This is a genomic window from Streptomyces sp. NPDC005775 (genome assembly GCF_042871565.1).
In the GTDB taxonomy this organism is placed as follows: domain Bacteria; phylum Actinomycetota; class Actinomycetes; order Streptomycetales; family Streptomycetaceae; genus Streptomyces.
In genome coordinates this window covers 240,922-267,917 of record NZ_JBIAIU010000003.1, presented here as the reverse complement: position 1 = coordinate 267,917, position 26,996 = coordinate 240,922, and the positions used below count along the sequence as shown (strand labels likewise).

Annotated in this window: 22 protein-coding genes; 17 read left to right on the top strand and 5 right to left on the bottom strand. The window is 70.4% G+C overall.

All coding sequences use genetic code 11. The features are described 5' to 3' along the window. Positions 1–31 precede the first annotated feature (31 nt). Complete coding sequence (locus ACFYPA_RS08595) at positions 32–958, top strand: proline dehydrogenase family protein (protein WP_359077406.1); 927 nt, start codon at positions 32–34, stop codon at positions 956–958. Between the two features lie 36 nt (positions 959–994). Next, positions 995–2,626, top strand: a complete 1,632-nt coding sequence (gene pruA / locus ACFYPA_RS08590; protein ID WP_359077408.1) for an L-glutamate gamma-semialdehyde dehydrogenase — start codon at positions 995–997, stop codon at positions 2,624–2,626. Between the two features lie 171 nt (positions 2,627–2,797). On the opposite strand, the gene ACFYPA_RS08585 is transcribed toward pruA, so the two are convergent. From ACFYPA_RS08585 to ACFYPA_RS08575, 3 genes are read right to left on the bottom strand one after another with little or no spacing between them, the layout of a single operon-like run. Beyond that, a complete protein-coding gene (locus ACFYPA_RS08585) occupies positions 2,798–4,003 on the bottom strand; it encodes a lysophospholipid acyltransferase family protein (RefSeq protein WP_359077409.1) in 1,206 nt (401 codons plus the stop codon). Next, positions 4,003–4,863, bottom strand: coding sequence for a phosphatidate cytidylyltransferase (locus ACFYPA_RS08580; RefSeq protein WP_359077411.1), 861 nt, complete (start codon positions 4,861–4,863; stop codon positions 4,003–4,005). Before ACFYPA_RS08580 ends, ACFYPA_RS08585 begins: the two co-directional genes overlap by 1 nt. Next, positions 4,860–5,432, bottom strand: coding sequence for a CDP-alcohol phosphatidyltransferase family protein (locus tag ACFYPA_RS08575; protein ID WP_389130624.1), 573 nt, complete (start codon positions 5,430–5,432; stop codon positions 4,860–4,862). Before ACFYPA_RS08575 ends, ACFYPA_RS08580 begins: the two co-directional genes overlap by 4 nt. Positions 5,433–6,013: 581 nt before the next feature. Between ACFYPA_RS08575 and ACFYPA_RS08570 the strand changes: the two genes are divergently transcribed. Beyond that, a complete protein-coding gene (locus tag ACFYPA_RS08570; protein ID WP_261991728.1) occupies positions 6,014–6,145 on the top strand; it encodes a hypothetical protein in 132 nt (43 codons plus the stop codon). 38 nt (positions 6,146–6,183) lie between these two features. Here the strand turns inward: ACFYPA_RS08570 and ACFYPA_RS08565 are convergent, their stop codons facing one another. Continuing rightward, positions 6,184–7,755 (bottom strand): metallophosphoesterase family protein, encoded by a 1,572-nt coding sequence (locus ACFYPA_RS08565; RefSeq protein ID WP_359077414.1) that lies wholly within the window; start codon positions 7,753–7,755, stop codon positions 6,184–6,186. A gap of 130 nt (positions 7,756–7,885) precedes the next feature. Here ACFYPA_RS08565 and ACFYPA_RS08560 point away from each other — a divergent pair, with 130 nt between their 5' ends. The 8 genes from ACFYPA_RS08560 to cimA all read left to right on the top strand — a co-directional run bounded on the left by ACFYPA_RS08560 (position 7,886) and on the right by cimA (position 17,774). Continuing rightward, on the top strand, positions 7,886–8,959 hold the full coding sequence (locus ACFYPA_RS08560) for a 3-isopropylmalate dehydrogenase (RefSeq protein WP_359314055.1): 1,074 nt from the start codon (positions 7,886–7,888) through the stop codon (positions 8,957–8,959). Positions 8,960–9,201: 242 nt separating this feature from the next. After that, positions 9,202–10,290, top strand: coding sequence for a branched-chain amino acid aminotransferase (locus ACFYPA_RS08555; protein WP_359314052.1), 1,089 nt, complete (start codon positions 9,202–9,204; stop codon positions 10,288–10,290). Positions 10,291–10,440: 150 nt separating this feature from the next. Continuing rightward, positions 10,441–11,121, top strand: a complete 681-nt coding sequence (gene ureA / locus ACFYPA_RS08550; RefSeq protein ID WP_389130620.1) for an urease subunit gamma — start codon at positions 10,441–10,443, stop codon at positions 11,119–11,121. Then, the gene (locus tag ACFYPA_RS08545) at positions 11,118–12,806 is read left to right on the top strand and encodes an urease subunit alpha (protein WP_389130617.1); all 1,689 of its coding nucleotides are present in this window, start codon (positions 11,118–11,120) and stop codon (positions 12,804–12,806) included. The genes ureA and ACFYPA_RS08545 overlap by 4 nt, the downstream gene beginning before the upstream one ends. Positions 12,807–12,846: 40 nt before the next feature. Next, positions 12,847–13,848, top strand: coding sequence for an agmatine/peptidylarginine deiminase (locus ACFYPA_RS08540; protein ID WP_389131054.1), 1,002 nt, complete (start codon positions 12,847–12,849; stop codon positions 13,846–13,848). Between the two features lie 4 nt (positions 13,849–13,852). Then, positions 13,853–14,476, top strand: coding sequence for a TetR/AcrR family transcriptional regulator (locus ACFYPA_RS08535; protein WP_359077424.1), 624 nt, complete (start codon positions 13,853–13,855; stop codon positions 14,474–14,476). Positions 14,477–14,557: 81 nt separating this feature from the next. Continuing rightward, positions 14,558–15,889, top strand: a complete 1,332-nt coding sequence (locus ACFYPA_RS08530; protein ID WP_389130614.1) for an MFS transporter — start codon at positions 14,558–14,560, stop codon at positions 15,887–15,889. Positions 15,890–16,166: 277 nt separating this feature from the next. Then, the gene (gene cimA, locus ACFYPA_RS08525; RefSeq protein WP_359077428.1) at positions 16,167–17,774 is read left to right on the top strand and encodes a citramalate synthase; all 1,608 of its coding nucleotides are present in this window, start codon (positions 16,167–16,169) and stop codon (positions 17,772–17,774) included. Positions 17,775–17,890: 116 nt separating this feature from the next. Here the strand turns inward: cimA and ACFYPA_RS08520 are convergent, their stop codons facing one another. Next, complete coding sequence (locus ACFYPA_RS08520) at positions 17,891–19,762, bottom strand: ricin-type beta-trefoil lectin domain protein (RefSeq protein WP_359077430.1); 1,872 nt, start codon at positions 19,760–19,762, stop codon at positions 17,891–17,893. 292 nt (positions 19,763–20,054) lie between these two features. Here ACFYPA_RS08520 and ACFYPA_RS08515 point away from each other — a divergent pair, with 292 nt between their 5' ends. The 6 genes from ACFYPA_RS08515 to ACFYPA_RS08490 all read left to right on the top strand — a co-directional run bounded on the left by ACFYPA_RS08515 (position 20,055) and on the right by ACFYPA_RS08490 (position 26,975). Further along, on the top strand, positions 20,055–21,029 hold the full coding sequence (locus ACFYPA_RS08515; RefSeq protein ID WP_359077432.1) for a LacI family DNA-binding transcriptional regulator: 975 nt from the start codon (positions 20,055–20,057) through the stop codon (positions 21,027–21,029). Positions 21,030–21,161: 132 nt separating this feature from the next. Further along, positions 21,162–22,838: an ABC transporter substrate-binding protein gene (locus ACFYPA_RS08510; protein WP_359077434.1), complete on the top strand. Its 1,677-nt coding sequence runs from the start codon at positions 21,162–21,164 to the stop codon at positions 22,836–22,838. Positions 22,839–22,875: 37 nt separating this feature from the next. Next, positions 22,876–23,922 carry an ABC transporter ATP-binding protein gene (locus ACFYPA_RS08505; RefSeq protein WP_359314042.1) on the top strand — a complete coding sequence of 349 codons (1,047 nt, stop codon included), beginning with the start codon at positions 22,876–22,878 and terminating at the stop codon, positions 23,920–23,922. After that, on the top strand, positions 23,919–24,899 hold the full coding sequence (locus tag ACFYPA_RS08500; protein ID WP_359077438.1) for an ABC transporter permease: 981 nt from the start codon (positions 23,919–23,921) through the stop codon (positions 24,897–24,899). The genes ACFYPA_RS08505 and ACFYPA_RS08500 overlap by 4 nt, the downstream gene beginning before the upstream one ends. A 4-nt stretch (positions 24,900–24,903) precedes the next feature. After that, complete coding sequence (locus ACFYPA_RS08495) at positions 24,904–25,962, top strand: ABC transporter permease (RefSeq protein ID WP_389130608.1); 1,059 nt, start codon at positions 24,904–24,906, stop codon at positions 25,960–25,962. Then, on the top strand, positions 25,959–26,975 hold the full coding sequence (locus ACFYPA_RS08490) for an ABC transporter ATP-binding protein (protein ID WP_359077442.1): 1,017 nt from the start codon (positions 25,959–25,961) through the stop codon (positions 26,973–26,975). The genes ACFYPA_RS08495 and ACFYPA_RS08490 overlap by 4 nt, the downstream gene beginning before the upstream one ends. Positions 26,976–26,996: the final 21 nt, after the last annotated feature.

Genomic DNA, 26,996 nt, shown 5'->3' with positions numbered 1-26,996 from the left:
CCTTCGTCCGTACTTTCCGTGGAGGTGCCCCGTGCTGGGTCCCGTGATTCTCGCCGCGTCACGCAGCGACAAGATGCGCCGTTTCATCTCGGCAGCCCCGGGCACCAAGCAGGTCGTCGACCGGTTCATCGCCGGTGAGACGGTCGAGCAGGTCGTCCCGATCATCGAGGACGCCACCGGCAAGGGCCTCGAAGTCACCCTCGACGTGGTCGGCGAGGACATCACCACCCCCGAGCAGGCCGCCGCCGCGCGGGATGCCTACTTGGAGCTCGTCGACCGTCTGAGCGCCCTCGACCTGGGCACCAGGGCCGAGATGTCCATCAAGCTCTCCATGTTCGGCCAGGCGCTGGAGAACGGCCACGAGCTGGCCCTCGCCAACGTCCGCCCGGTCGTCGAGGCCGCCGCCGCGATCGGCACCACGGTCACCCTGGACGCCGAGGACCACACCACCCTCGACTCGATGTTCGCCATCCACGAGGAGCTGCGGAAGGACCACCCGCAGACCGGCTGCGTCATCCAGGCCTACCTGTTCCGCACCGAGGACGACGCCCGCCGCCTGGCCGCCGCCGGCAGCCGCGTGCGCATCGTGAAGGGCGCCTACAAGGAGCCCGCCTCCGTCGCGTACCAGGACAAGGCCGAGATCGACAAGGCGTACGTCCGCATCCTCAGGACGCTGATGGAGGGCGAGGGCTACCCGATGATCGGGTCCCACGACCCCCGCCTGATCGCCATCGCCCAGGAACTGGGCCGCACGGCCGGCCGCAAGCTCGACGAGTACGAGTTCCAGATGCTGTACGGCATCCGCAGCGACGAGCACGTCCGGCTCGCGGCCGAGGGGCACCGCATGCGTGTCTACACCGCGTACGGCACCGACTGGTACGGCTACTTCATGCGCCGCCTCGCGGAGAAGCCCGCCAACCTGCTGTTCTTCGGCCGCTCCATCCTCACCAAGGGCTGAGCCCCCTTCCCCCCTACTTAAGGAGCCACGGAACCCATGGACGCTGTCACCCAGGTCCCCGCGCCGGTCAACGAGCCGGTCCACTCCTACGCCCCGGGCTCCCCGGAGCGCGCCCGCCTGGAGGCGAAGCTCAAGGAGCTCAGCCAGAACCCGATCGACCTGCCGATGACCATCGGCGGGGAGAAGCGGATGGGTGGCGGCGAGCGCTTCGACGTCGTCCAGCCGCACAACCACAAGGCCGTCATCGGCACGTTCGCCGGCGCGACCGAGCAGGACGCCCAGGACGCGATCGACGCCGCCCTCGCCGCCGCCCCGGCCTGGCGCGCGATGGCCTTCGACGACCGCGCGGCCATCATCCTGCGCGCCGCCGAGCTGCTCTCCGGCCCCTGGCGCGAGACGCTGGCCGCCTCCACGATGCTCGGCCAGGGCAAGACCGCCCAGCAGGCCGAGATCGACACCCCCTGCGAGCTCGTCGACTTCTGGCGCTTCAACGTGCACTACGCACGCCAGATCCTCGCCGAGCAGCCCCCGGCCAACTCCCCGGGCGTGTGGAACCGCATGGACCACCGCCCGCTGGAGGGCTTCGTCTACGCGATCACGCCGTTCAACTTCACGGCCATCGCGGGCAACCTGCCCACCGCCCCCGCCCTCATGGGCAACGTGGTGGTCTGGAAGCCGTCCCCCACGCAGACCCACGCCGCCGTGCTGCTGATGCAGCTCCTGGAGGAGGCCGGTCTGCCCAAGGGCGTCATCAACCTGGTGACCGGCGACGGCATCGCCGTCTCCGAGGTGGCCCTGAACCACCGCGACCTGGCCGGTATCCACTTCACCGGCTCGACCCCCACCTTCCAGCACCTGTGGAAGACGGTCGGCAACAACATCGCGAAGTACCGCACCTACCCGCGGCTCGTGGGCGAGACCGGTGGCAAGGACTTCGTCGTCGCGCACCCGTCGGCCGACCACGCGATCCTGAAGACCGCGCTGACCCGTGGCTCCTTCGAGTTCCAGGGCCAGAAGTGCTCGGCGTCCTCGCGCGCCTACGTCCCGGCCTCCATCTGGAACTCCGGTTTCAAGGAGAAGTTCGCGGCCGAGGTCGACTCGATCACCATGGGCGACGTCACCGACCTGTCGCACTTCATGGGTGCCGTCATCGACGACCGCGCCTTCGCGAAGAACAAGGCCGCCATCGACCGCGCCGCCGCCGACCCGGCGTGCACGATCATCGCCGGCGGCACGTACGACGATTCGGTGGGCTACTTCGTCCGCCCGACCGTCATCGAGTGCAGCGACCCCGAGAACGAGGTCTTCACGACCGAGTACTTCGGCCCGATCCTCGCCGTGCACGTCTATGAGGACGAGAAGTACGACGCGATGCTGGAGCAGATGGAGTCGGTCTCCGACTACGCGCTCACCGGTTCCGTCATCGCGGGCGACCGCGCGGCGGCCGCGTCCACGATGGAGAAGCTGCGGTACGCCGCGGGCAACTTCTACATCAACGACAAGTCCACCGGCGCCGTCGTCGGCCAGCAGCCCTTCGGCGGTGGCCGCGCCTCGGGTACGAACGACAAGGCGGGCGCCCCGCAGAACCTCCAGCGCTGGACCCTGACCCGGGCCATCAAGGAGACGCTGGTCCCGCCGACCGAGTACACCTACCCCCACCAGGGCTGAGACCGGCGGGGTGCCGCCCCCCGGCACCCCGCCCCGAACTCCGCCTCCCGACCGGTTCCCCTGCCGGCCGGGGGGCGGTTTCCATGTCGGGTGCGGCGCGCTCAATGCCGTACGGGAGCAGTACCGCGTCCGCGCGATGTGCGACCTGGACCTGCCGAGGCGGCCGGTCGCTCAGCCCCACCCGTGCACGATCATCGACAGCCCCGCCGCGAACCCGCCGCCCAGCAGCACCAGGTAACGGCCGTACTGGCGGCGGTGGCGGCGCAGCAGCAGGCCGAAGCCGGCGAAGGCGAGGCCCACCGTCAGGGTGCGGGAGCCGCGGGCCGCCGCCGACGCGGTCAGCCAGTCGGCCGCGGGGACACCGGCGCGGCCCGCCTCGGCGCCGTACACCTTGAACGGGATGCCGTTCCACGGCTGGTGGCGCACCGCGGACGCACCCTCCAGGGCCAGTTCGTGCCGGACCTCCGCCCGCATCCGGTCCGTCGTCAGCGGCGCGGGCAAGTGGATGCCCGCCGAAGCCAGCTGGAGCGCCAGCAGGCCGCCCGCCAGGCTGCCGGCCAGCGCGCCCAGTGACATCTTCAGGGCCGCGCGCGGCACCGCCACGCACACCGCGCCCAGCAGCAGCTCCGGCATCAGCGGCCAGCTCAGCGCCTCCGCGAACGCCCAGCAGAACGCCAGCGGCACGCCCCAGCGCGAGGTGACGACCCCCGCGACCCGGCGCCGCGTCGCGGAGTCCCTCAGCGGCTCGGCGGACGTACGCGCGTGCAGGGCCATCACCGCGTCCCGGGCCTCGTCCGGCGACACGGCCGACGGCAGCGGCTCACCGATCGTCACCCGGACCAGCGCCGACCGCAGCCGCCCGTGCTTGGGCAGCAACCGGTCCGTACCGGCGATCCCCACCGGCACCACCGGCACCCCCGCCTCCTCGGCCAGCACCAGCGCGCCCCGGTGGAAGGAGCCCAGCGCGCCGTCCTCGGCCCGGGTGCCCTCGGGGAAGAGCACGACCGCCCGGCCCGCCCGCAGTTCACCCGCCATCGTGAGCAGGTCCTCCATCCCGCCGCCGCCCCGCCGCACCGGGAAGCCGGCCGCCAGTCTGCGGCAGATCCGCCGACGCCACGGGGAGGCGAACCAGTAGTCGGCCGCCGCCCCGATCGCCGGGCTGTGCCGGGCGTCGAGCGCCGCGAGAAGCGCCGCGGTGTCCGCGTGCGAGGAGTGGTTGGCGACCACCACACAGCCGCCGCGCGGCAGCCTGCCGCGCCGCTCGACCCCACCGGTGAGGCTCAGTACGCCCCACCACAGCCCGCGCCGGAGCGCTGCGGAGACACGTGAGCGGCGCGGGAGCACGGCTCGGGCGGGGAGGTTCAGGAGCGTACTCATCACGTCATCACCGTCGCCAGGAGAAGGGCCACCAGCAGGGAGTCGATCCGGTCGAGGAGGCCGCCGAAGCCGGGCAGCCAACTGCCCGCGTCCTTGACCCCCGACTCGCGCTTGACCATGGACTCGATCAGGTCCCCGAGGACACAGCCGCCGATCACCGCGGCCCACAGGGGGAAGCTGAACTGGCCGAGCACGAGCAGGAGTCCGGCCGTTGCGACGGCCGCGCCGAGCACGCCCGCCCAGGTCTTGTTGGGGGAGAGCGGCGACAGCGGCCGGGCGAGAGGGCCGTTCCGGCCCAGCGCCGTGCCCCCGCACCAGGCGCCGACATCGCCGAGCGCCACCGCCAGGCCGACCGCCACAGCCGTCTCGCCGAGCGTCACCAGACCGGTCAGCGCGACGGGGATCCACAGCAGCCCGAACGCGGTGCGGGCGGTCCGGGTGAAGCCCGTCCGGTCGTCCCCGGCCAGCACCGACGGCAGCGCGGCGGCGACCAGCAGCAGCGCCGCCGCCCGCGTGTCCAGGAGATGCGGAGCCAGCCAGGCCAGGGCCGGGAGGGTGACCGCGGCCGCCGCCAGCACCATGTGGTCGCCGCGTCGCAGCCCCGCCATCCGGACGAACTCACTCGCGGCGATCACCCCGAGCCCGGCGGCCAGCGCGTACGTACCGCCGCCGCCCAGGAAGTAGGCCCCCAGGAAGACCGGCGCGACCAGGGCCCAGGTCCGCCACCGCCTGCGCAGTTCGGCCCGCATCCGCACCTTCGAGGGAAGGACCGCGACCGCGACGCCGCCCGCTCCCAGCACACCCGCCACCAGCGGCACCGCCCGCGCGGCCGCCTCCTCGGCGATCAGTACGGCGCTCATGCCAGCTCCCTCCAGAGCCCGGCCAGCCGGAGTGCCGCCGTGAGCAGCGAACCGGCGGCGATCACGATCAGTACCGGTACGGCCCAGCCGCTCGCCGCGGCGACCACGACCAGCAGGCAGCGCTCGGTCTTGCCGACCGGTCCGCCGTTGCGCCGGGAGGCGCCGGCCGCGGCCCCGGCCAGTGACACCCAGGACGGCAGCGTCGCCGCGAGCGCGGCCACCGCCACCAGCCACAGCGGGGCGAGGGCCAGGAACCCCGCCAGCACGACCAGGTCCGCGACCCGGTCGCCGAGTTCGTTGAGCACCGCACCGCGCCTCGTCGTACGGCCCGTGTCACGGGCCAGAGCCCCGTCCAGGTTGGCGAAGGCGAGCCGGGCCGCGAGCAGCGCGGCGACCGGCAGCGCGGCGATCCCGGTGGGCAGCCAGGCGAGCGCGGCCGCGCCGCCGGCCGCGGCGACGACACCGGCGGCGGTGAGGGTGTCGGGCGACACCTCGCGGCGGACCAGCGAGGCGCGGACGCCGGAGAGCCGGTTCGCGTACCAGGGCTTGAGAGCGTAGAGGCCGTTCATGGGGACAACTGTCGTGCGCCGCGGCATTCTTCGACACGGGGCAGGTACTCAGACGGCGGCTGAGTATTCCGGTGGCAGCGCGGTGCCCGCGGGCGTCGAGGGAGGCCGAGGGTGGCGGAGCGGTGCTCTCGATGGTGTCCCGTGCTCCCGGTAGGGCGGTTGCGCCGGGACGGTCACTCGAAGGAGCACCGGACACGGTCGGGGTCACCGCTCTCGGCCCGGAGCGCCCGACCCGGTCCGTGGGCCACACCACCCTCCCTGAGCAGGCACGATCGCTCGCCGGGCGGGCGCTCAGCAGGGAGCTGAGAGTGAGCGAGGGGTGGGCGGGCGTAAACCTCCGTCTCAGATAGTAGGAAGTCCGAGTAATTGTGGAGACAGACCGGCGCGGCTGTTCTAGCTTTGTAGGAGCCGAACGTCTCGCTGGAACCAGCGACTGGCGTTGTGAGTGCGCGCCCTGATGCAGGTAACCCCTGCGGCGCCTGCTCCCGCCCCTTCCGGCACCTCGAAATCACCGATCTCGAAATCAGTGTTCACGCTGTTCCGATCTCGAAATCCTCGCGATCTCAAGGAGTCGATCCACCATGGCCGAGACCACTGTCCGCCGCCGCGTCCGTCACACCCACCGCCCGACCGAGTCGGAGCGGCAGAATGCCGCCGCCGCCCTGCAGCGCGCCCTCGACCGCAGGGACAACGGCGGTTCCACCGGTCACTGAACCGGGCCGTTCGCCAGTCTGTACCCGGTCGGCCGCGCTCAGCCGCGGCTGATCTCGAAGTGGTCGATGCGCTCGCCGGACTCGGCGAGCGCGGTGACCTTCATCCGCGCGTTCCGTCCGGGCTCGACCTCCACCGCGAGGAACGAGAAGCCGGTGTAACGCACCCGCGACCACTCCACGGTCTCGACGGCCCTGCCGCCGCCCTTGACCGAGTGGTACGTGTCCACGCTCTCCCGGTCCGCGACATGTCCCTCGTAACTGTCGGGCGCCGGGAAGTCGTACAGCGCCTTGCCCGCGCCGCCCGCCGTGACGTACACGATGCCGTCCCGCGTCGGGTCGGTGCGCTCGCCGATCGGTACCGTGCGCCGGACGGTGTTCCGCAGGATCGCGTCGGTGCGTTCGTAGACGTGGTTGTGCCCGTTGATGACCAGGTCCACCTGGTGCTTCTCGAAGAGCGGCACCCAGGCCTCGCGCACCCCGCCGTCCGAGGCGTGGGCATTGGTCGTGGAGAAGGCGCAGTGGTGGAAGAAGACCACCAGGAAGTCGATGTCGTGGCGCGCCCGCAGCTCGCCCAGGCGCCGGTCCAGCCAACGCGTCTGCTTGCCGCCGCTGATGCCGAAGTTGGCGGGGATCTCGTACGAGACGTCGTTGGCGTCGAGTGCGATCACGCCGACGTTGCCGTGCACGAAGGAGTACGCCCCGGGCTGGTTCACCGGGTCCGGGCCGTTGCCCGGCAGGGTCCAGCGGGCGTTCTGGCCGCCGTAGCCGTCCGGCGAGTACCAGGCCTCCATGTCGTGGTTGCCGGTCGTCACCATCCACGGCACGGTCTTGGCGACCGTCTCCGTCTGCGCGAGGAACTGGTCCCAGGTGCGCGCGTCGTAGGTGTCGCCGCTCTGGCCGGAGCCCGACGGGTCGGCGTAGCAGATGTCGCCCGCGTGCAGGTGGAAGGCGGGGTTCTGGCCCAGGATCAGCTGGTCGTTGCCGAGCGCGTGGTAGCTGACGCCCTGGTCGCCGAAGGCGGTGAAGGTGAAGGAGGCGGCGCGCGACGGCGCCGTGGTGAAGGTGCCGAGCGTGCCCAGGTTGCGGGTGTCGGCCGGGTCGAAGCCGTCGTGTCCGACACCGTAGTAGTACGTCGTCCCGGGCTCGAGGCGCTCCAGGGCCGCGTGCACGTAGTACTGCTCGGCGGCCGCGATCCTGCCGTCGTTCAGCCGCGGCGTGGTGAGGTGGCGCACCTCGGCGTCGATCTTCCGGCTCAGCGCCCACGGCTTCAGGCCGACCCGGATGTACGGGCGGCGCACCGCGAACGGGACCTGCCAGGAGACCGTCATCTGCGACTTCGGGTCGGCGCCGTAAGCCAGGTGCCGCCCGAAGGGCGCGACCAGCGAACCGTCCACCCGGGTGGTGCTGTGCGAGGTGAGCACCGACGGTGCCGCGGAGGCGGGGGAGGCGGCGAGCGAGGTGCCGAGACCGGCGCCGGCCACGGCGGCGGTCGCCACACCCGTACGCAGTACACCGCGTCGCGTCAGCCGGGTGCGGAGGTAGTCGTGCTGCTCGGCCATGCTCATGCGGTCGGCGAGCTTCTCGGGGATGCCGAAGCGGGGGATGTCCATGAGCGACAAGGTGCACCCGTTTCCTGACGGCACTCCGTCGGGTAGGTGAACGGTACACGTACAGCTGCCCATGTGTCCGTATGGTGGACGCCACGTGTCATGGGATGGGACGCGCAGTAATGTGCCGGACATGTCTCGCAGCATCAATCTCGCAGTGATCCCTGGTGACGGTATCGGCCAGGAGGTCGTGACCCAGGGCCTGAAGGTCCTCAACGCTGTTCTCCCGCAGGACGTGAAGCTGGAGACCAAGGAGTACGACCTCGGCGCCCAGCGCTGGCACCGCACCGGTGAAACCCTCCCGGACGCGGAGCTGGAGGCCCTCAAGGGTCATGACGCCATCCTGCTCGGTGCGATCGGTGACCCGTCCGTGCCCTCCGGCGTTCTGGAGCGCGGGCTGCTGCTGAAGCTGCGCTTCGCCTTCGACCACTTCATCAACCTGCGGCCGTCGAAGCTGTTCCCGAACACGGCGACCCCGCTGGCCGGCAGCCCGGACATCGACTTCGTCGTCGTCCGTGAGGGCACCGAGGGTCCGTACACCGGCAACGGCGGTTCGCTGCGCACCGGTACGGAGCACGAGGTCGCCACCGAGGTCAGCCTCAACACGGCCTTCGGCGTCGAGCGCGTCGTCCGCGACGCCTTCGAGCGGGCCGCCGCCCGCCCGCGCAAGAAGCTGACGCTGGTCCACAAGAACAACGTCCTCGTCTACGCGGGCCACCTGTGGAAGAACACCTTCGACAAGGTCGCGGCCGAGTACCCCCAGGTCACCACCGACTACCTGCACGTCGACGCGGCGACGATCTTCTTCGTCACCCAGCCGGAGCGCTTCGACGTCATCGTCACCGACAACCTCTTCGGTGACATCCTCACCGACCTCGCCGCCGCCATCTCCGGTGGCATCGGTCTGGCCGCCTCCGGCAACATCAACCCGACGGGTGCCTTCCCGTCGATGTTCGAGCCGGTCCACGGCACGGCCCCCGACATCGCGGGCCAGGGCAAGGCGGACCCGACCGCCACGGTCCTCTCCGTCGCCCTCCTCCTGCGTCACCTCGGCTACGAGGCCGAGGCCGTGCGCATCGAGGACGCCGTCTCCGCCGACCTCGCGGAGCGAGGGGGGAACCTCCCAGGCCTTTCGGGCTCTGGGGGAGGGACCGCTCGTACCACCGACGAGATCGGCGACGCGCTCGCGGTACGCGTAGCGGGCTGACCCGACGACTGCCTCACGAAGCCGCCGGGTCGCACACGCACCCGGCGGCTTCTCCTGTGCGGCCCCGGGTGTCACCATCGAACCCTGGACCGCATCCACGTCATTTCGTGCACGGCACCCCGCGAGAGATAATCGAACGGGACCGTGGCTCGCCACGAAGCTCGGACGTCCTAGCACCTGCCCCGCAGGAGCTGACGCGGGCGTGGTCCTACACACACAAAACCGGTGAAGGACACGTACTCATGACGACGCCCACGATCGAGCTCAAGCCCTCCTCGAACCCGCTGTCCGATGCGGAGCGCGAGGCGATCCTGGTCAAGCCCGGCTTCGGCCGCCACTTCACCGATCACATGGTGACGATCAAGTGGACCGAAGGCCGCGGCTGGCACGACGCCCAGCTCGTCCCGTACGCGCCGCTGTCGATCGACCCGGCCAACATGACGCTGCACTACGGCCAGGAGATCTTCGAGGGCCTCAAGGCGTACCGCCAGCCCGACGGCACGGTCGCCACCTTCCGCCCCGAGGCCAACGCCGAGCGCTTCCAGCGCTCCGCGAACCGGCTGGCCATGCCGGAGCTGCCCGTCGAGACGTTCGTCGCGGCCTGCGACGCGCTCGTCCAGCAGGACGCGGCCTGGGTGCCGCAGCACGGCGGCGAGGAGTCGCTGTACCTGCGCCCGTTCATGATCGCCACCGAGGTCGGGCTCGGTGTCCGCCCCGCCAACGAGTACCTCTTCCTGGTCATCGCCTCGCCGGCCGGCGCGTACTTCCCCGGCGGTGTGAAGCCCGTTTCCATCTGGCTCTCCGAGGACCGCGTCCGCGCCGTCCCCGGCGGCATGGGCGACGCCAAGACCGGCGGCAACTACGCCGCGTCCCTGCTGGCCCAGGCGGAGGCCGCGGCCAAGGGCTGCGACCAGGTCGCCTACCTCGACGCAGTCGAGCACAAGTGGGTCGAGGAGCTCGGCGGGATGAACCTGTACTTCGTGTACGGGAACAGGATCGTCACCCCCACCCTGACCGGCTCCCTGCTCGCGGGCATCACCCGTGACTCGCTGCTCAGGCTCGCCGCGGACCTCGGCTACGAGCCCGAGGAGAGCCGTGTCTCCATCGACCAGTGGCGCGACGACACCGCGAACGGCACCCTCACCGAGGTCTTCGCCTGCGGCACCGCCGCCGTCATCACCCCCGTCGGCATCGTGAAGAGCGCGGGCGGCGAGTGGGCCCAGGGCGACGGCACGCCGGGCCCGGTCACCCTGCGGCTGCGCGAGCGCCTGCTGGACATCCAGCGCGGTGTCGCCGAGGACACCCACGGCTGGATGCACCCGCTCGGCTAGTCACACCTCTCGTACGGAGAAAGGCCGCGCCCCGCCGGGCGCGGCCTTTCTCCGTACGAGGGTTTGGAGCAGCACTCGAATCATCACGCCCAGGCTTCCATTTATCCCTGCCTCCTGGTTAGAGTGCTGCTCTAACCAGGAGGTGTGACGATGCGACTGACCCCGACCGAGCGCGACCGGCTGCTGCTCTTCGGCGCCGCGGAACTGGCCCGCGCCCGCCGGGCCCGCGGTCTGCGGCTCAACGTCCCCGAGGCCACCGCCCTGATCGCGGACACCGTCTGCGAGGCCGCACGCGACGGGCGACGGCTCGCCGAGGCGATCGAGGCCGCGCGCCGCGTGCTGGGCCCGGACGACGTGCTGCCCGGGGTCGCCGACGTCGTCACCGAGGTCCACGTCGAGGCCGTCTTCGACGACGGGTCACGGCTCGCCGTGGTCTCCCGGCCGCTGGGCGCGGGCCTCGGCGACGAAGCGCCCGGCGCGGTCGTGCCCGGACCCGCCACACCGGAGCCCGTGCCCGCGGTACGGCTGGGCGTCCGCAACACCGCGACCGTCCCGGTCTCCGTGACCTCGCACTTCCACTTCTTCGAGGCCAACCCGAGGCTCGACTTCGACCGGGCCACGGCCTACGGGATGCGGCTCTGCGTCCCCGCGGGGTCCTCCGTCCGCTTCGGGCCGGGGGAGCACGTCGAGGTGGGCCTCGTGCCCATCGGCGGCGACCGCGTCGCGATCGGGTTCGCCGGGCTGGTCGACGGCCCGCTCGACGTCCCCGGCGCGCGCGAGGAAGCGCTGCGGCGCGCTGCGGCCTGCGGATACCTGGGGGCCACGCGATGAGCATCGACCCCCACGAGTACGCCTCCGTGCACGGCCCGCGCGCCGGTGACCGGGTCCGGCTCGGCGACTCCGGGCTGACCGTCCGGGTCGAGTCCGACGCCCAGAAGCCCGGCGACGAGTTCCTCGCCGGCTTCGGCAAGACCGCCCGCGACGGCCTCCACCTCAAGGCCGCCGCCGTCCGGGAGACCTGTGACGTGGTGATCAGCAACGTGCTGGTCATCGACGCCGTGCAGGGCGTACGCAAGGTGTCCGTCGGCATCCGCGAGGGCCGGATCTCCGCGATCGGCCGGGCCGGGAACCCGGACACCCTCGACGGGGTGGACGTCGTCGTCGGCACCGGGACCTCCATCGTGTCCGGCGAGGGCCTCATCGCGACCGCGGGCGCCGTCGACACCCATGTCCACCTGCTCTCGCCGCGGATCATGGAGGCCTCGCTCGCCTCCGGCGTGACCACGATCATCGGCCAGGAGTTCGGCCCGGTCTGGGGCGTCGGCGTCAACTCGCCCTGGGCCCTGCGCCACGCCTTCAACGCGTTCGACGCCTGGCCGGTCAACATCGGTTTCCTGGGCCGCGGTTCCTCCTCCCATCAGGCGCCGCTCGTCGAGGCGCTCGCCGAGGGCGGGGCGTGCGGCTTCAAGGTCCACGAGGACATGGGCGCCCACACCCGCGCCCTGGACACCGCGCTGCGCGTCGCCGAGGAGTACGACGTCCAGGTGGCCCTGCACAGCGACGGGCTGAACGAGTGCCTGTCGGTCGAGGACACCCTGAGCGTCCTGGAGGGTCGGACCATCCACGCCTTCCACATCGAGGGCTGCGGCGGCGGACACGTCCCCAACGTCCTCAAGATGGCCGGTGTGCCGAACGTCATCGGCTCCTCCACCAACCCCACCCTCCCCTTCGGCCGGGACGCGGTCGCCGAGCACTACGGGATGATCGTCTCCGTCCACGACCTGAAGACGGACCTGCCCGGGGATGCCGCCATGGCCCGGGACCGGATCAGGGCGGGGACGATGGGCGCCGAGGACGTGCTGCACGACCTCGGGGCCATCGGCATCACCTCCTCCGACGCCCAGGGCATGGGGCGGGCCGGTGAGACCGTCCGCCGCACCTTCGCCATGGCCGGGAAGATGAAGGCCGAACTCGGCCCGATGGAGGGCGACGGGCCGGGCGACGACAACGCCCGGGTGCTGCGGTACATGGCCAAGCTCACCATCAACCCGGCCATCGCGCACGGCCTCGCGCACGAGATCGGCTCCATCGAGACCGGCAAGCTCGCCGACATCGTGCTGTGGCGGCCCGAGTTCTTCGGCGCGAAGCCGCAACTGGTCCTGAAGTCCGGCTTCCCCGCCTACGGTGTCACCGGCGATCCCAACGCCGCCACCGACACCTGTGAACCCCTCGTCCTCGGTCCGCAGTTCGGCGCCTACGGGGCCACCGCCGCCGATCTCTCGGTCGCCTTCGTCTCGCAGGCCGCCACCCAGCTGGGGGCGGACGCCATGCCGACCCGCCGGCGACGTGTCGGCGTCCGGGGCACGCGTGGCATCGGCCCCGCCGACCTGCGGCTCAACTCCCGTACCGGGACGGTCGACGTGGACGGACACAGCGGTCTCGTCACTCTGGACGGCGACCCGCTCCGCTCCGAACCCGCCGAATCGGTCTCCCTCAACCGGCTCTACTTCCTGTAAGAAACGACCTCCAAGGACCCGACCCGCCGTGACCTTCCGCATGCCGCCCGAATGGGCCCCGCACGAACGCACCTGGATGGCCTGGCCCGGCCCCAACCCCACCTTCGACACCGCGGCCGAACTCGACGGGGCCCGGCGCGCCTGGGCCGCCGTCGCCCACGCCGTCCGCCGCTTCGAACCCGTCACGATGGTCGTCGGCCCCGGCCAGGAGGACGGTGCCCGGGCTCTGCTCGGCCCGGACATCGAGCTGGCGGTGCGCCCGCTGGACGACGCCTGGATGCGCGACATCGGTCCCACCTTCGTCACCGACGGCCATGAACTGGCCGCCGTCGACTGGACGTTCAATGGTTGGGGGGCCCAGGGCTGGGCCCGCTGGGAGCAGGACCGGCACATCGCCCGCTCCGTCGCCGAGCTCGCCGGCGTCCCCGTGCACGGCTCACCGCTCGTCAACGAGGGCGGCGCGATCCACGTCGACGGCGAGGGCACCGTCCTGCTCACGGAGACCGTCCAGCTCGGCGGGGAACGCAATCCCGGCTGGAGCCGCGCGGACGTCGAGGCCGAGGTCCACGCGCGCCTCGGCACCCGGAAGGCGATCTGGCTGCCCCGCGGTCTGTCCGGCGACTACGGCACGTACGGCACGCTCGGCCATGTCGACATCGTCGCCGCCTTCGCGCGCCCCGGCACCGTCGTCGCCCACGTCCAGCCGGACCCGGCCCATCCCGACCACGAGATCACCCGGGAGACCGTCCGCGTCCTGCGCGCCGCCACCGACGCGCAGGGGCGGCCGCTGGAGGTCGTGGAGGTCCTGGCGCCCACCGTGCTGAGGGCCGGCGGGGAGTGGGTCGACTACTCCTACATCAACCACTACCTCTGCAACGGCGGCGTCGTCCTGTGCGCCTTCGGCGACCCGCGCGACGAGCTCGCCGCCGGGATTTTCCGCCGCCTCTTCCCCACCCGTACGGTGACTCTCGTCGACGCCCGCGCGATCTTCGCCGGGGGCGGCGGCATCCACTGCATCACCCAGCAGCAGCCGAAGGTCTGAAACCGTGCCCTCCGCCCCGCGCAGTCGCCACACCGCCCCGCCCCGCGAGGACGTGCTCGCCGCCGTCATGGCCACCGTCGCCGCGCGCGGCCTCGACGGCCTGACCATGGCGGCTCTCGGCCGAGAGGTCGGCATGAGCAGCGGCCACCTCCTCTACTACTTCCGCACCAAGGACGAACTGCTGCTCCAGACCCTCGAATGGAGCGAGAACCGGCTCGGGGCCGAGCGGCGCCGGCTGCTGTCCGGGCCGGGGACGGTCCGCGAACGGCTCGACGCGTACATCGCCCTCTATCTCCCCGAAGGCCCCCGCGACCCGCACTGGACGCTCTGGCTGGAGGTCTGGAACCGCTCGCGCGACGCCGGCGACGAGGCCCGCGCCCGGCAGGCCGCGATCGAGGGGGCCTGGCACCGCGACCTGGTGGCCCTGCTGGCCGAGGGCGGCTCGCGCGGGGAGCTGCGCCGGGTCGACGCCGAGCGTTCCGCGACCCGGCTGCGCGCCCTGCTGGACGGCTTCAGCGTCCATGTGGCGGTCGGCCTCCCCGGGACCTCTCGGGACCAAGTCCTCGAAAGGGTGGCCGAGTTCATCGGTGAAACCCTGGCCGCGGCGGCTGACGTCACCCGCCCGTGAACACAACGCACTTAAGTACGCGTGATCGTTGCGCCCTGCACCCTTGTTGGGGTTCCGGTGGATCGGGCACGGTGGCCGACCATGGGACGAGAGCAGTGGAAGAAAATCTGGGTCGGCTCGGCCGGCAACATGGTCGAGTGGTTCGACTGGTTCGTGTACGCGACCTTCGCGGTGTACTTCGCGGATGCGTTCTTTCCCGAAGGCAACGAGACCGCCAACCTCATGAACACCATGGGCATCTTCGCCGTCGGCTTCTTCATGCGGCCGGTCGGCGGCTGGCTGCTCGGCAGGATCGGTGACCGCAGGGGCCGCAAGGCCGCGCTCACCCTGACCGTCACCCTCATGTCGGCCTCCGCGGTCCTCATCGCGGTCGCGCCGACCTACGACGTCGCCGGGTACGGCGGTGTCGCCGTGCTGATGGTGGCCCGGCTGCTCCAGGGCCTGTCCGTCGGCGGCGAGTACGCGGCCAGCGCCACGTACCTCACCGAGGCCTCCGCACCCGAGAAGCGCGGCTTCGCCTCCAGCTTCCAGTACGTGTCCATGACCGCCGGACAACTCGTCGGTCTCGGCCTCCAGATCCTCCTGCAGCGCAACATGTCCGACGCGGCGCTGCACAGCTGGGGCTGGCGCATCCCGTTCGTCGTCGGCGCGCTCGGCGCCGGCATCGTCTTCTACCTGCGCCGCTCCATGCTGGAGACCGAGGTGTACGCCGAGTCCGGCGCCGCCGAGCAGCAGGACCGCGGCACGCTGAAGGTGCTCTGGCAGCACCGGCGCGAGGCGTTCCTCGTGATGGCGCTGACCATGGGCGGCACCGTCGCCTACTACACGTACACGACCTACCTCACGAAGTTCCTCTCCAAGAGCGCCGGCATGGAGAAGTCCACCGCCTCGCTCGTCAGCTTCTGCGCGCTGTTCGTCTTCATGTGCGTCCAGCCGCTGGCCGGGATGCTGTCGGACCGGATCGGCCGCCGCCCGCTGCTGATCACCTTCGCGGTCGGCTCGACCTTCCTGACCGTGCCGATCATGACGATGCTCAAGCACGCGGACACCTTCTGGCCCGCGCTCGGCCTCGCGCTCCTCGCCCTGCTCGTGATCACCGGCTACACCTCGATCAACGCCTGCGTGAAGGCCGAGCTGTTCCCGACCGGCATCCGCGCCCTCGGCGTCGGTCTCTCGTACGCCGTCGCCAACGCGCTGTTCGGCGGCACCGCCGAGTACGTGGCGCTGTGGTTCAAGAACGCAGGGATCGAGTCCGGCTTCTACTGGTACGTGGCGGGCTGCGCCGCCGTCTCGCTCGTCGTCTACCTGACCATGCGCGAGACCCGCGACATCGACCTGAACCGCGTCGCCGCCGTGCGGGCGGGGGAGAAGGCCTCGCCGTCCGGGGCGACGAGCGTCACGCCCGCATCCTGAGACGGGCCGGGCACGGAAGCGGTCCTGTGTCAGACTGCTTCCGTGTCCTCGTTCGTCATGATTATTGGCAACAGGCGCGCCGGTCCGCAGTGATCGTCCCGTACCACCACGTACGGCACGGCCACCGTGCCCCAGACCCGCGCGCAGACCTCTCGCACCCGCGAGGGGTTTTTTGTTTTCCGGCCCTCACCACCGGCCGGGACGAGGCACGCGGGATGATGGGGGCAAGTGGAGTCAGATCGTCCGGATCCACTCATCCGACAGGAGTCAGACCAGCATGACCACCAAGGCCAAGCCCACCGACGACAGTTTCCATGTCTTCGACACCACGCTGCGCGACGGTGCCCAGCGTGAAGGCATCAACCTGACGGTCGCGGACAAGCTGACCATCGCCCGGCACCTGGACGATTTCGGCGTCGGTTTCATCGAGGGCGGCTGGCCGGGCGCCAACCCCCGCGACACCGAGTTCTTCGCGCGCGCCCGGCAGGAGATCGAGTTCAGGAACGCCGAGCTGGTCGCCTTCGGCGCCACCCGCCGCGCCGGTGGCAAGGCGGCCGAGGACCCCCAGGTCAAGGCGCTGCTCGAGTCGGGCGCCCCGGTGATCACGCTGGTCGCCAAGTCGCACGACCGCCATGTCGAGCTCGCCCTGCGCACCACGCTGGAGGAGAACCTGGAGATGGTGCGCGACACCGTCTCCCACCTGGTCGCCCAGGGACGCAGGGTCTTCGTCGACTGCGAGCACTTCTTCGACGGCTACCGCGCCAACGCCGCGTACGCCAAGGACGTCGTCCGGGCCGCGTCCGAGGCCGGCGCCGACGTCGTCATCCTCTGCGACACCAACGGCGGGATGCTCCCCGCCCAGGTCCAGGCCGTCGTCGCCACCGTCCTGGCCGACACCGGCGCCCGCCTCGGCATGCACGCCCAGGACGACACCGGCTGCGCCGTCGCCAACACGCTGGCAGCCGTCGACGCGGGCGCCACGCACGTCCAGTGCACCGCCAACGGTTACGGCGAGCGGGTCGGCAACGCCAACCTCTTCCCCGTCGTCGCCGCGCTGGAACTCAAGTACGGCAAGACCGTCCTGCCCGAGGGCGCGCTCGCCGACATGACGCGCATCTCGCACGCCATCGCCGAGGTCGTCAACCTCACGCCCTCCACCCACCAGCCCTACGTCGGCGTCTCGGCCTTCGCGCACAAGGCCGGGCTGCACGCCTCCGCGATCAAGGTCGACCCGGACCTGTACCAGCACATCGACCCCGCGCTGGTCGGCAACACCATGCGGATGCTCGTCTCCGACATGGCGGGCCGCGCCTCCATCGAGCTCAAGAGCGTGGAGCTCGGCATCGACCTCGGCGGCGACCGCGAGCTCATCGGCCGGGTCGTCGAGCGGGTCAAGGAGCGCGAGCTCCAGGGCTACACCTACGAGGCGGCCGACGCCTCCTTCGAACTGCTGCTGCGCGCCGAGGCCGAGGGCCGGGTACGCCGGTACTTCCGCATCGAGTCCTGGCGCGCCATCGTCGAGGACCGCCCCGACGGCACCCACGCCAACGAGGCGACCGTGAAGCTGTGGGCCAAGGGCGAGCGCATCGTCGCCACCGCCGAGGGCAACGGCCCGGTCAACGCCCTCGACCGGGCACTGCGCGTCGCCCTGGAACGGATCTACCCGCAGCTCGCCAAGCTGGAGCTGGTGGACTACAAGGTCCGCATCCTGGAGGGCCGCACCGGCACCGACTCCACCACCCGGGTCCTGATCACCACGGGTGACGGCGCGGCCGACTGGTCGACCGTGGGCGTCGCGGAGAACATCATCGCCGCGTCCTGGCAGGCGCTGGAGGACGCGTACACCTTCGGTCTGCTGCGCGCGGGGATCGAGCCGACCGAGTAGGCCGGTCCGGCACGCACGCGCCCGGACCGCGGACCGGCTTCCCGGCCCGTGGTCCGGGCGCGTGCGGCCAGGTCCGGTCTGGAGTTCCGACGCCGCGCGGGAACTCCAGACCGGACCTAAGGCTGGAGGTGCCACTTCTGGTTGGCCGCCCCGGTGCACGTCCAGATCTGTGTACGGGCCCCGTTCGCCGTCGACCGGTCGGTCACGTCCAGGCACTTGTCCGCCGCCGTGTTGACGATGTCGCCCGTTGAAGCGTTGTACGTCCAGCGTTGTGCCCCCGAGCCGTTGCAGGTGTACAGCTGGACCTTCGCGCCGTTCGCCGTGGAGCCCGAGGACACGTCCAGGCAGGCGCCGAGCGTACGGATGGAGCCGTCGCCCCGCACCGTCCAGCGCTGGTTGGCGCCGCCGGTGCAGTCCCAGAGCTGGACGGGCGTGCCGTCGGCGCCGGTGTTGCCCGTCGCGTCCAGGCACTTGCCGCCCGGGCCGGACAGGGCGCCCGACGGGGCGTCCGCACCCGACTGCGTCCCCGACCAGGTGAAGGTGGCCGATGTGCGGGCCGGGAGGGAGTAAGTGAACTTCTGGCCGCCCCAGTTGACCGTCACCTGCTGGGCGGAACCGCCACCGTTGTACGCGATCAGCGCCTTCGAGCCGTCCGGGTTGCGCCAGGCGACGTTGGGCACCGTGGAGCTGGCGGTGGAGGAGATCCGGGAGGCGCCCGGGCGGACGAACTTCGTCAGGTGGCCCATCGTGTAGTACTCGATCGTGTAGTCGACCTGTCCGCTCCTGCTGTCTCCGTCGTGCACGGTGATCAGCCCGTCGCAGGTGCCGCAGCCGCCGTTGTGCGGGCCGCGGTTCTGGTCCACCGCGAGCGACCACTTGGTCACCGACTTCGCCCAGTTGCGGGTGTAATCGATGATGTTCATCATGTCTTCGCGCTGCTGGTCGGCGATCCAGGTGCCGCCCGAGTGCTCCGTCTGGAAGGCGTCCATCGACGGGTACCGCTCGTGCACCGTCGTCTGCTTGGCGATGTCACCGCCGTAGCCGTGCCAGGCCACCCCGCCGAAGTTGGGGTGGTCGCGCACGGCCGCGTCGTCCACGGTGGCCGCCGCGTACGCGTCGTAGGTGTCCCAGTTCCAGTCGTGCGCGAGCACCTTGGTGGCGAGGCCCGCCGATGCCAGCTTCGGCAGCAGCTCGCTCTTGGTGAAATAGGCCAGGCCGGAGCCGTTCCAGCTCATCGAGGGATAGCCGCCGCAGCACGTCGGCTCGTTCTGCGCGGTGACGTAGTCGACCGGCACGCCCTGGTCCCGGTAGGCCTGGAGGTACCTCACGAAGTAGTCGGCGTAGGCGCCGTAGTTCTCCGCCTTCAGCCAGCCGCCGTTGAGCTGCCCGTTGTCCTTCATCCATGCCGGAGCGGTCCACGGGGACGCCACCGTCGTCAGCGCCGGGTTGAGCTGCTTGGCCTGTTTCGTCAGCGGCAGCACATCCTCCAGATCGTGTGCGATCGAGAAGTGCGCCAGGGAGGGGTCGGTCTGCCCGGCGGGCATGTCGTCGTACGTGTATCCGTAGCGCGCCAGGTCCGAACCGCCCATCGGGTTGCGTACGAACGACAGCCCGATGCCCTCCGTGGGCGAGAACAGCTTCTTCATCGTGGCGTCGCGGGTCGCCTGGCTCAGGGCTCCGCTGCTCTTCATCAGGTACGCGGCGGTGTCGGTGAACGAGGCGCCGCCGCCGGTGAACGTCTGGTAGCGGGTGTTCTCGTCGACCGTGATGTTCGTGCCGCCGCCCCCGTTGCCGCCGGCGAACGCGACCGGGGTCTGGGCCTCCAGCCCCCGGGTGACATGACGGCCGCCGGAGTCATCGGTGGTGGTCAGGGCGATGTTCACCGTCTCGCCCGCGGCCTGCGCGGCGGTGGACGAGAGCCCGGTGAGGCCGGCGGTCGCGAGCACTGCGGCGAGCAGCGCCCTGGCCGCCCTTCCTGAACGGGTCATGGCTGATGCCTTCCTCGGCGGGAGCGTGGGGGGACGTGCCGTCGGACGAGACGGGAGTGAACTGCTCTTACGTGCCCACGTCAAGAGCTTGTGCGTTCATGACTTGAACGCAAGGGTCAATTCCGGCTGCCCGGAATATGGGTACGGACCAATCTCGGCGTGAAGTATTGACGGCCCTGTTCCAGGGGGGTTAACTCACGCCACCAACGCCGGTACCGGTTCCGGAACCGGTTGCGGTACCGGTTCCACAGCTGTTCGTTCGCTCTGTCCCGTTGTGTCCTGGAGGCCCCCGATGCGTGTCACCATCGCTGATGTCGCCCGCGAGGCCGGCGTCAGCAAGACGACCGTGTCCCGGGTCATCAACACCAAGGGCGAAGTGGACGGTTCGACGGCCGCCCGTGTTCGTGAAGTGATCGCACAGCTCGGCTACGTACCCAGTTCGGGCGCCGTCGGTCTGGCCCGCGGCAGCAGCCGTACGGTCGGCATGCTGGTGCCCTCGCTGACCTGGCCGTGGATGGGCGAGGTGCTTCAGGGCGTCGTCGACACCGTCGAGGCCGCCGACTACGGGCTGTTGCTCTTCACCTGCAACCGCGGAGCCGAGTCCGTGCAGCGCTTCACCAGCCAGGTGTCGGCGCGCGCCTTCGACGGACTGGTCGTCGTCGAGCCCGAGAACACCCTTGACCACCTCACCTCGCTGCACCGCGCCGGCCTGCCGATCGTGCTGATCGACGATCGCGGCCACCACCCCGAGTTCCCCTCCGTCGTGACCACCAACCACGAAGGAGGCGCGTCGGCCGCCCGCCATCTGCGGGACGCCGGCCGCACCAGGCCCCTGGTCATCACGGGCCCCCAGGACTTCGGCTGCGTACGCGACCGGCTGGAGGGATTCGTCTCCGTCCTGCCGACCGATCTCGTCCACCGCGGAGACTTCACCGAGCGATGCGGCCGGCTGGCCGTCGAGGAACTCCTCGCCTCCGGGACGGAGTTCGACTCGGTCTTCGCGCACAACGACATCACCGCGGCAGGCGTGCTGCGGGCGCTGCGCGCCGCGGGGCGGACCGTGCCCGGCGACATCGCGGTGGTCGGGTTCGACGACATCCCGATGGCCGAGCACACCGAACCCCCTCTGACCACCGTGCGCCAGCCCACCCGGCAGATGGGTGAGACGGCCGCACGGATGCTGCTCTCCCACCTCGGCGGCACGCCCGTACCCGACGCACCGCTCGTGCTGCCCACCGAACTGGTCGTGCGCCACTCGGCGCCCTAGCGCTGCGGCCCCGGCCCGCACGCACCCGCACCACCCGCACCGCCCGTACGTACCCGCACCTCCCGTACCCGGCGCGCCGAGCGCTGCCCGTTTCCGGATCTCCCAGACCCGCCAGTCCCTCCTGGAGTCGCCATGCCCGCACGCCGTCACCACACGCTCAGAGCGGTCGCGCTCGCCACCGCGGTGGTCGCGCTCGCCGCCGGATGCTCGTCAGCCAACTCGAACCGCGACAAGAGCGGCAGTGGCGCCACGGGCGTCCTGAACATCGGCAAGCCGGACGGGCCGCAGACGAACAACAGCAACCCGTTCCTGGCGACCTCGGCGGGCGCCACCCTCGGCTACCGCTTCATGATCTACGAGCCGCTGGCGATGGTGAGCCAGATCCGGCCCTCCGACAAGGCCGACCCGTGGCTGGCGACGGACTGGAAGTGGGACCTCAACTTCACCAAGGTCACCTTCACCCTGAACGACAAGGCCAAGTGGGCCGACGGCAAGCCGCTGACCGCCGAGGACGTCGCGTTCACGTTCGACCTGCTGAAGAAGCACCCGGCGCTCAACGCCGACGGCATCGCGTGGGGCGACGTCAAGGTCCAGGGCAAGAAGGTCGTCCTGACCTTCGAGGACTCGCAGTACGTCAACCAGAACAAGATCATCCAGCAGTTCATCGTCCCCAAGCACATCTGGGAGGGCGTCAAGGACCCGGAGACCTGGCCCAACCGCACACCCGTCGGCTCAGGTCCGTACAAGCTGAAGACCTTCACCCCGCAGACCACCACGCTGACCGCCACCCCGACCTACTGGAAGGGCACGACGAAGGTCAAGGAGCTGCGCTACAGCACCTACAACGACAACAGCGCCGCCACCACCGCGCTGGCCAGTGGCAAGCTCGAGTGGTCGTTCGTCTTCATGCCGAACTACAAGCAGCTGTTCATCTCCAAGGACCCCAAGAACCACAAGCTGTGGTTCCCCTCCGGGCTCGGCATCCACGGACTCTGGTTCAACACCACCCGCAAGCCCTTCGACAACCCGGCGCTGCGCAAGGCCATGGCGATGGTCGTCGACCGCAACGCGATCTACACCCAGGCCGAGGCGACGCTCTACCCGGAGATCACCAACCCGACCGGCATCCCCCTGCCCGCCGGTGAGTCCTTCATCTCGCCCGAGTACAAGAGCGCGACCACGAAGCCCGATGTCGAGGGCGCCAAGAAGGTCCTGGAGAAGGCCGGCTTCACGCTCAGCGACGGCGTGCTGAAGGACCCGGGCGGCAAGGCCGTGAAGCTCACCTTCACCGACCCGGCCGGCTGGAACGACTACATCACCGGCCTCGCGATCATCAAGGACAACATCAAGAAGATCGGCATCGAGGCCAAGGTCAAGACGCAGACGGCCGACGCCTGGACCGCGGACGTGGCCAACGGCAACTTCGACGCCACCCTGCACTGGACCAACAGCGGATCGACCCCGTACGACATGTACCAGAACATCATGGACGGCGCGCTGCTCCAGCCCATCGGCAAGCCCTCCCAGCAGGGCAACTTCGGCCGCTTCAAGAGCACCGAGGCGACCGAGGCGCTGAAGGACTTCGCCGGTGCGACGACCGACTCCGCGCGCAACGGGGCGATGAGCACCCTGCAGAAGATCATGGTCGAGCAGGCGCCGGTGATCCCGACCGCGGCCGCGCCCATCGGGGCCGAGTACTCCACGAAGAACTGGGTGGGCTGGCCCACCGAGGCCGACCCGTACGCCGACCCGCAGCACACCCAGCGCTCGGCGCTGGAAGTCGTGCTGAAGCTCAAGCCGTCGAAGTAGCCGGCTGTTCCAGAACCCAGGGATCCAGGTACCGGCCATGTCTGAACAGACCGAGAAGAACCACGTCGTGCTCGAAGCACGCGGAGTCACCAAGCACTTCGCCGTGCGACGCACCGGCCGCGACCTCGTCGCGGGCAAGCGCCGCAGTGTCCACGCCGTCGACGACGTCTCGCTGCAACTGCGGCGCGGCACCGTCACGGCGCTGGTGGGGGAGTCGGGCTCCGGGAAGTCCACCGTCGCCCGCCTGCTCGCTCAGCTGTATCCGCTCACCGAGGGCGAGATCCACCTGGGCGGCCAGGCGGTGAAGGCCGGACGTGGCCGGTCCTTCCGCAGTTACGTACGACGGGTCCAGCTCATCTTCCAGGACCCGTTCGCCTCGCTGAACCCGGTGCACACCGTGCGCTACCACCTCACCCGCGCGCTGAAGATCCACGGCCGGGCGGGCAGCGGCGAGGCGGAACTGGAACAGAACCTGACCGCTCTGCTGAACCGCGTCCAGCTGACTCCTCCTCATCAGTATCTGGACAAGTTCCCGCACGAGCTGTCGGGAGGTCAGCGCCAGCGCGTGGCCATCGCCCGCGCGCTCGGCGCCGACCCCCAGGTCCTCCTCGCCGACGAGCCCGTCTCGATGCTGGACGTCTCGATCCGGCTCGGGGTGCTCAACCTGCTGGCGGACCTCAAGGACCGCATGCACCTCGCGATCCTCTACATCACCCACGACATCGCGTCCGCCCGCTACTTCGCGGACTCCACCCTCGTGATGTACGCGGGCCGGATCGTCGAGGGCGGTGACAGCGAGACCGTCACCCAGCACCCCGCCCACCCCTACACCCAACTGCTGATCGCCTCGGCGCCCGACCCGGACCGGGTCGTCGAAGAGGAGGAGCAGGAGGAGACCGGCAGCGGCGAACCCCCCTCGCTCATCGACCCGCCGGCCGGCTGCCGCTTCCACCCGCGCTGCCCCAAGGCGATGGAGCGCTGCCGCACCGAACTCCCGCCGCGCTTCGACCTCGACGACGGCCAGTGGGCCGCCTGCTGGCTGTACGACTCCGAAGGCGCTGCGGCGAAGGAGGCTGCGAAGTGAAGTTCCTGCTCCAACGGCTCGCCTTCTACCTGGTCACCGCCTGGGCCGCGATCACCATCAACTTCCTCATCCCGCGGATGATGCCCGGTGACCCGGTGCAGTCCCTCATGGCCCGCTTCCAGGGCCAGCTGGACACCGATGCCATCGCCTCGCTCCAGGCCCTCTTCGGTCTGGACGAGCACCAGTCGATCTGGCAGCAGTACACCGACTACTGGGGGCATCTGTTCGACGGCGACCTCGGCCTGTCCTTCACCTTCTTCCCGACCCCGGTGAGCGAGGTCATCGCCCAGTCGCTGCCGTGGACGCTGGCGCTCGTCGGCATCACCACGCTGATCAGCTTCGTGCTCGGCACCGGGATCGGAGTCTTCGCCGGCTGGCGGCGAGGCTCCTGGATGGACGGTCTGCTGCCCGTCACGACCTTCATCTCCGCCATCCCGTACTTCTGGCTCGGCCTCATCGCGATCTCGCTGTTCGCGGTGAAGTGGCCGCTCTTCCCGGCCGCCGGCGGATACGACAACTCGCTCGTACCCGCCTTCGACTGGCCGTTCATCTCCAGCGCGCTCTACCACGGCGCGCTGCCCGGCCTCACGATCGTGCTCAGCGCCGTGGCCGGCTGGATCCTCGGCATGCGCAACATGATGGTGACGGTGTCGAGCGAGGACTACGTCATGGTCGCCCAGGCCAAGGGGCTCTCCGAGCGCCGGGTGATGTTCGGCTACGCCGCCCGCAACGCGATCCTGCCCAACATCTCCGGCTTCGCCCTCTCGCTCGGCTTCATCGTCGGCGGCACGCTCCTGGTGGAGATGGTCTTCTCCTACCCGGGCATCGGCTATCAGCTCTTCCAGGGCGTGGGAGCCAAGGACTACCCCCTCATGCAGGGCGTCTTCCTGATCATCACGCTCTCCGTCCTCGCGGCGAACCTCCTCGCCGACGTCCTCTACATGCTCCTCGACCCCCGTACCCGAAGGGAGGCGTAGGGACATGGCCGTCACCGCCACAGAGGTCGCCGTACTCGACGCGACCGAGACACCGGCTGCGAGCAAGCGCAGGTTCCGCTTCCTGCGCGGCCGCAAGACCGTCGTCGGACTCGCCATCCTGCTGTTCTTCGTGCTGATCGCCGTCATCGGCCCGTGGATCGCCCCGTACGACCCCGACATGATGGGCAAGGAACTGCTCCAGCCGCCGTCCGGCTCCCACTGGTTCGGCACCACGCAGACCGGTCAGGACGTGCTCTCGCAGATCCTCGTCGGCACCCGCGGCGTGCTCGTGGTCGGCTTCGTCGCCGGCATCATCGCCACGATCCTCTCCGTGCTGATCGGCGTCAGCGCCGGCTTCCTCGGCGGCACCGCCGACGAGGTGCTCTCGCTGCTCTCCAACGTCTTCCTGGTCATCCCCGGACTTCCGCTGATCATCATCATCGCCAGCTTCGTCTCCGACACGGGCGACCTCCTGATCGCGGCCGTCATCGCCCTCACCTCCTGGGCCTGGGGAGCCCGTGTGCTCCGCGCCCAGACGCTCTCGCTGCGCCGCCGGGACTACGTCGAGGCGGCCCGCGCCACCGGTGAGTCGACGTGGCGGATCATCTTCTTCGAGGTGCTCCCCAACCTGACCGCCGTCATCGCCTCAGGCTTCGTCGGCACGGTCATCTTCGCGATCCTCTCCGAGATCACGCTCGCTTTCATCGGCGTCGCCGACATCTCCAACTGGAACTGGGGGACCGTCCTGTTCTGGGCGCAGTCCAACCAGGCCCTCGCCCAGGGCGCCTGGTGGTGGTTCGTCCCGGCGGGGCTCTGCATCGCGCTGCTCGGCATGTCGCTCGCCCTCATCAACTTCGGCATCGACGAATTCGTCAACCCGCGCCTGCGCACCGAGACTGGCGGCTCCCGGAAGGTCCGGATGCGCGTCGGCTTCACACCCGTGGCCCGTACCGAAACGCCCGTGCCCCGTACCGGCACGCCGGCGGCCCGTATCGGATCCGCCGAGGCCGGTTTCACCCCCGTCGCCCGTACCGGTACCTCCGAGAAGGAGACCCGCTCATGAGCGAGCCCGTCCTCACCATCAGCGGCCTCAACGTGGACTACGGGACCGGCGCGGACGCCGTGCACGCGCTCCGCGACATCGACCTCACCCTGCACCGCGGCGAAGTCCTCGGCCTCGCGGGCGAGTCGGGCTCCGGCAAGTCCACCCTGGCCTACGCCGTCACCCGGCTGCTCTCCCCGCCCGGCGTGATCACCGGCGGCGAGGTCCACTACCACCGGCCGGGCGGCGAGGCGCTCGACCTGCTCACCCTGTCGGCGCCCGAACTGCGCGCCTTCCGCTGGCAGGAGCTGTCGATCGTCTTCCAGGGCGCGATGAACTCCCTCAACCCGGTGCACACGGTCCACAGCCAGCTCACCGACGTACTCCAGGCCCACCGCCCGGAGATGAGGAAGCCCGAGCGGACCGCCCGGGCCAAGGAACTGCTCAGCCTGGTCGGCATCTCCGCCGACCGGCTCGGCGCCTACCCGCACCAGCTCTCCGGCGGCATGCGTCAGCGCGTGATGATCGCGATGGCCCTCGCCCTTGAACCCGAGATCGTCATCATGGACGAGCCCACGACGGCGCTCGACGTCGTCATGCAGCGCCAGATCCTGCGCCAACTCGTCAGGCTCCGCGAGGAGCTCGGCTTCTCCGTCGTCTTCATCACGCACGACATCTCCCTCCTCATCGAGTTCTCCGACCGCATCGCGATCATGTACGGCGGCCGGATCGTCGAGGAGGCCGGCGCGGCCGACATCTACCGCGACCCCCGGCACCCGTACAGCGACGGACTGCTGCACTCCTTCCCCGCGCTGCACGGCCCCCGACGCGAACTCAGCGGCATCCCGGGCTCGCCCCCGCACCTGTCCGCGATGCCGGCCGGCTGCGCCTTCCACCCCCGCTGTGCCAAGAAGGTCGAGGGCTGCGACAGCCACGTCCCGGTGCTCGCGGCGCCGGACACGGGCGACGGCTCCCGCTCGGTGGCCTGCTGGCTCCACAAGGGAGCCCCGGCCCCAGCCGCTGCCCGCTCGTAGAGCCGTACGCCACGCACACCA

Excerpts from the sequence above, each read along its gene's own strand:
- pruA (WP_359077408.1), top strand. The coding sequence starts at position 995 with ATGGACGCTGTCACCCAGGTCCCCGCGCCGGTCAACGAGCCGGTCCAC.
- ACFYPA_RS08585 (WP_359077409.1), bottom strand. The coding sequence starts at position 4,003 with ATGAGTACGCTCCTGAACCTCCCCGCCCGAGCCGTGCTCCCGCGCCGC.
- ACFYPA_RS08580 (WP_359077411.1), bottom strand. The coding sequence starts at position 4,863 with ATGAGCGCCGTACTGATCGCCGAGGAGGCGGCCGCGCGGGCGGTGCCG.
- ACFYPA_RS08575 (WP_389130624.1), bottom strand. The coding sequence starts at position 5,432 with ATGAACGGCCTCTACGCTCTCAAGCCCTGGTACGCGAACCGGCTCTCC.
- ACFYPA_RS08570 (WP_261991728.1), top strand. The coding sequence starts at position 6,014 with ATGGCCGAGACCACTGTCCGCCGCCGCGTCCGTCACACCCACCGCCCG.
- ACFYPA_RS08565 (WP_359077414.1), bottom strand. The coding sequence starts at position 7,755 with ATGGACATCCCCCGCTTCGGCATCCCCGAGAAGCTCGCCGACCGCATG.
- ACFYPA_RS08560 (WP_359314055.1), top strand. The coding sequence starts at position 7,886 with ATGTCTCGCAGCATCAATCTCGCAGTGATCCCTGGTGACGGTATCGGC.
- ACFYPA_RS08555 (WP_359314052.1), top strand. The coding sequence starts at position 9,202 with ATGACGACGCCCACGATCGAGCTCAAGCCCTCCTCGAACCCGCTGTCC.
- ureA (WP_389130620.1), top strand. The coding sequence starts at position 10,441 with ATGCGACTGACCCCGACCGAGCGCGACCGGCTGCTGCTCTTCGGCGCC.
- ACFYPA_RS08545 (WP_389130617.1), top strand. The coding sequence starts at position 11,118 with ATGAGCATCGACCCCCACGAGTACGCCTCCGTGCACGGCCCGCGCGCC.
- ACFYPA_RS08540 (WP_389131054.1), top strand. The coding sequence starts at position 12,847 with ATGCCGCCCGAATGGGCCCCGCACGAACGCACCTGGATGGCCTGGCCC.
- ACFYPA_RS08530 (WP_389130614.1), top strand. The coding sequence starts at position 14,558 with ATGGGACGAGAGCAGTGGAAGAAAATCTGGGTCGGCTCGGCCGGCAAC.
- cimA (WP_359077428.1), top strand. The coding sequence starts at position 16,167 with ATGACCACCAAGGCCAAGCCCACCGACGACAGTTTCCATGTCTTCGAC.
- ACFYPA_RS08520 (WP_359077430.1), bottom strand. The coding sequence starts at position 19,762 with ATGACCCGTTCAGGAAGGGCGGCCAGGGCGCTGCTCGCCGCAGTGCTC.
- ACFYPA_RS08515 (WP_359077432.1), top strand. The coding sequence starts at position 20,055 with ATGCGTGTCACCATCGCTGATGTCGCCCGCGAGGCCGGCGTCAGCAAG.
- ACFYPA_RS08510 (WP_359077434.1), top strand. The coding sequence starts at position 21,162 with ATGCCCGCACGCCGTCACCACACGCTCAGAGCGGTCGCGCTCGCCACC.
- ACFYPA_RS08505 (WP_359314042.1), top strand. The coding sequence starts at position 22,876 with ATGTCTGAACAGACCGAGAAGAACCACGTCGTGCTCGAAGCACGCGGA.
- ACFYPA_RS08495 (WP_389130608.1), top strand. The coding sequence starts at position 24,904 with ATGGCCGTCACCGCCACAGAGGTCGCCGTACTCGACGCGACCGAGACA.
- ACFYPA_RS08490 (WP_359077442.1), top strand. The coding sequence starts at position 25,959 with ATGAGCGAGCCCGTCCTCACCATCAGCGGCCTCAACGTGGACTACGGG.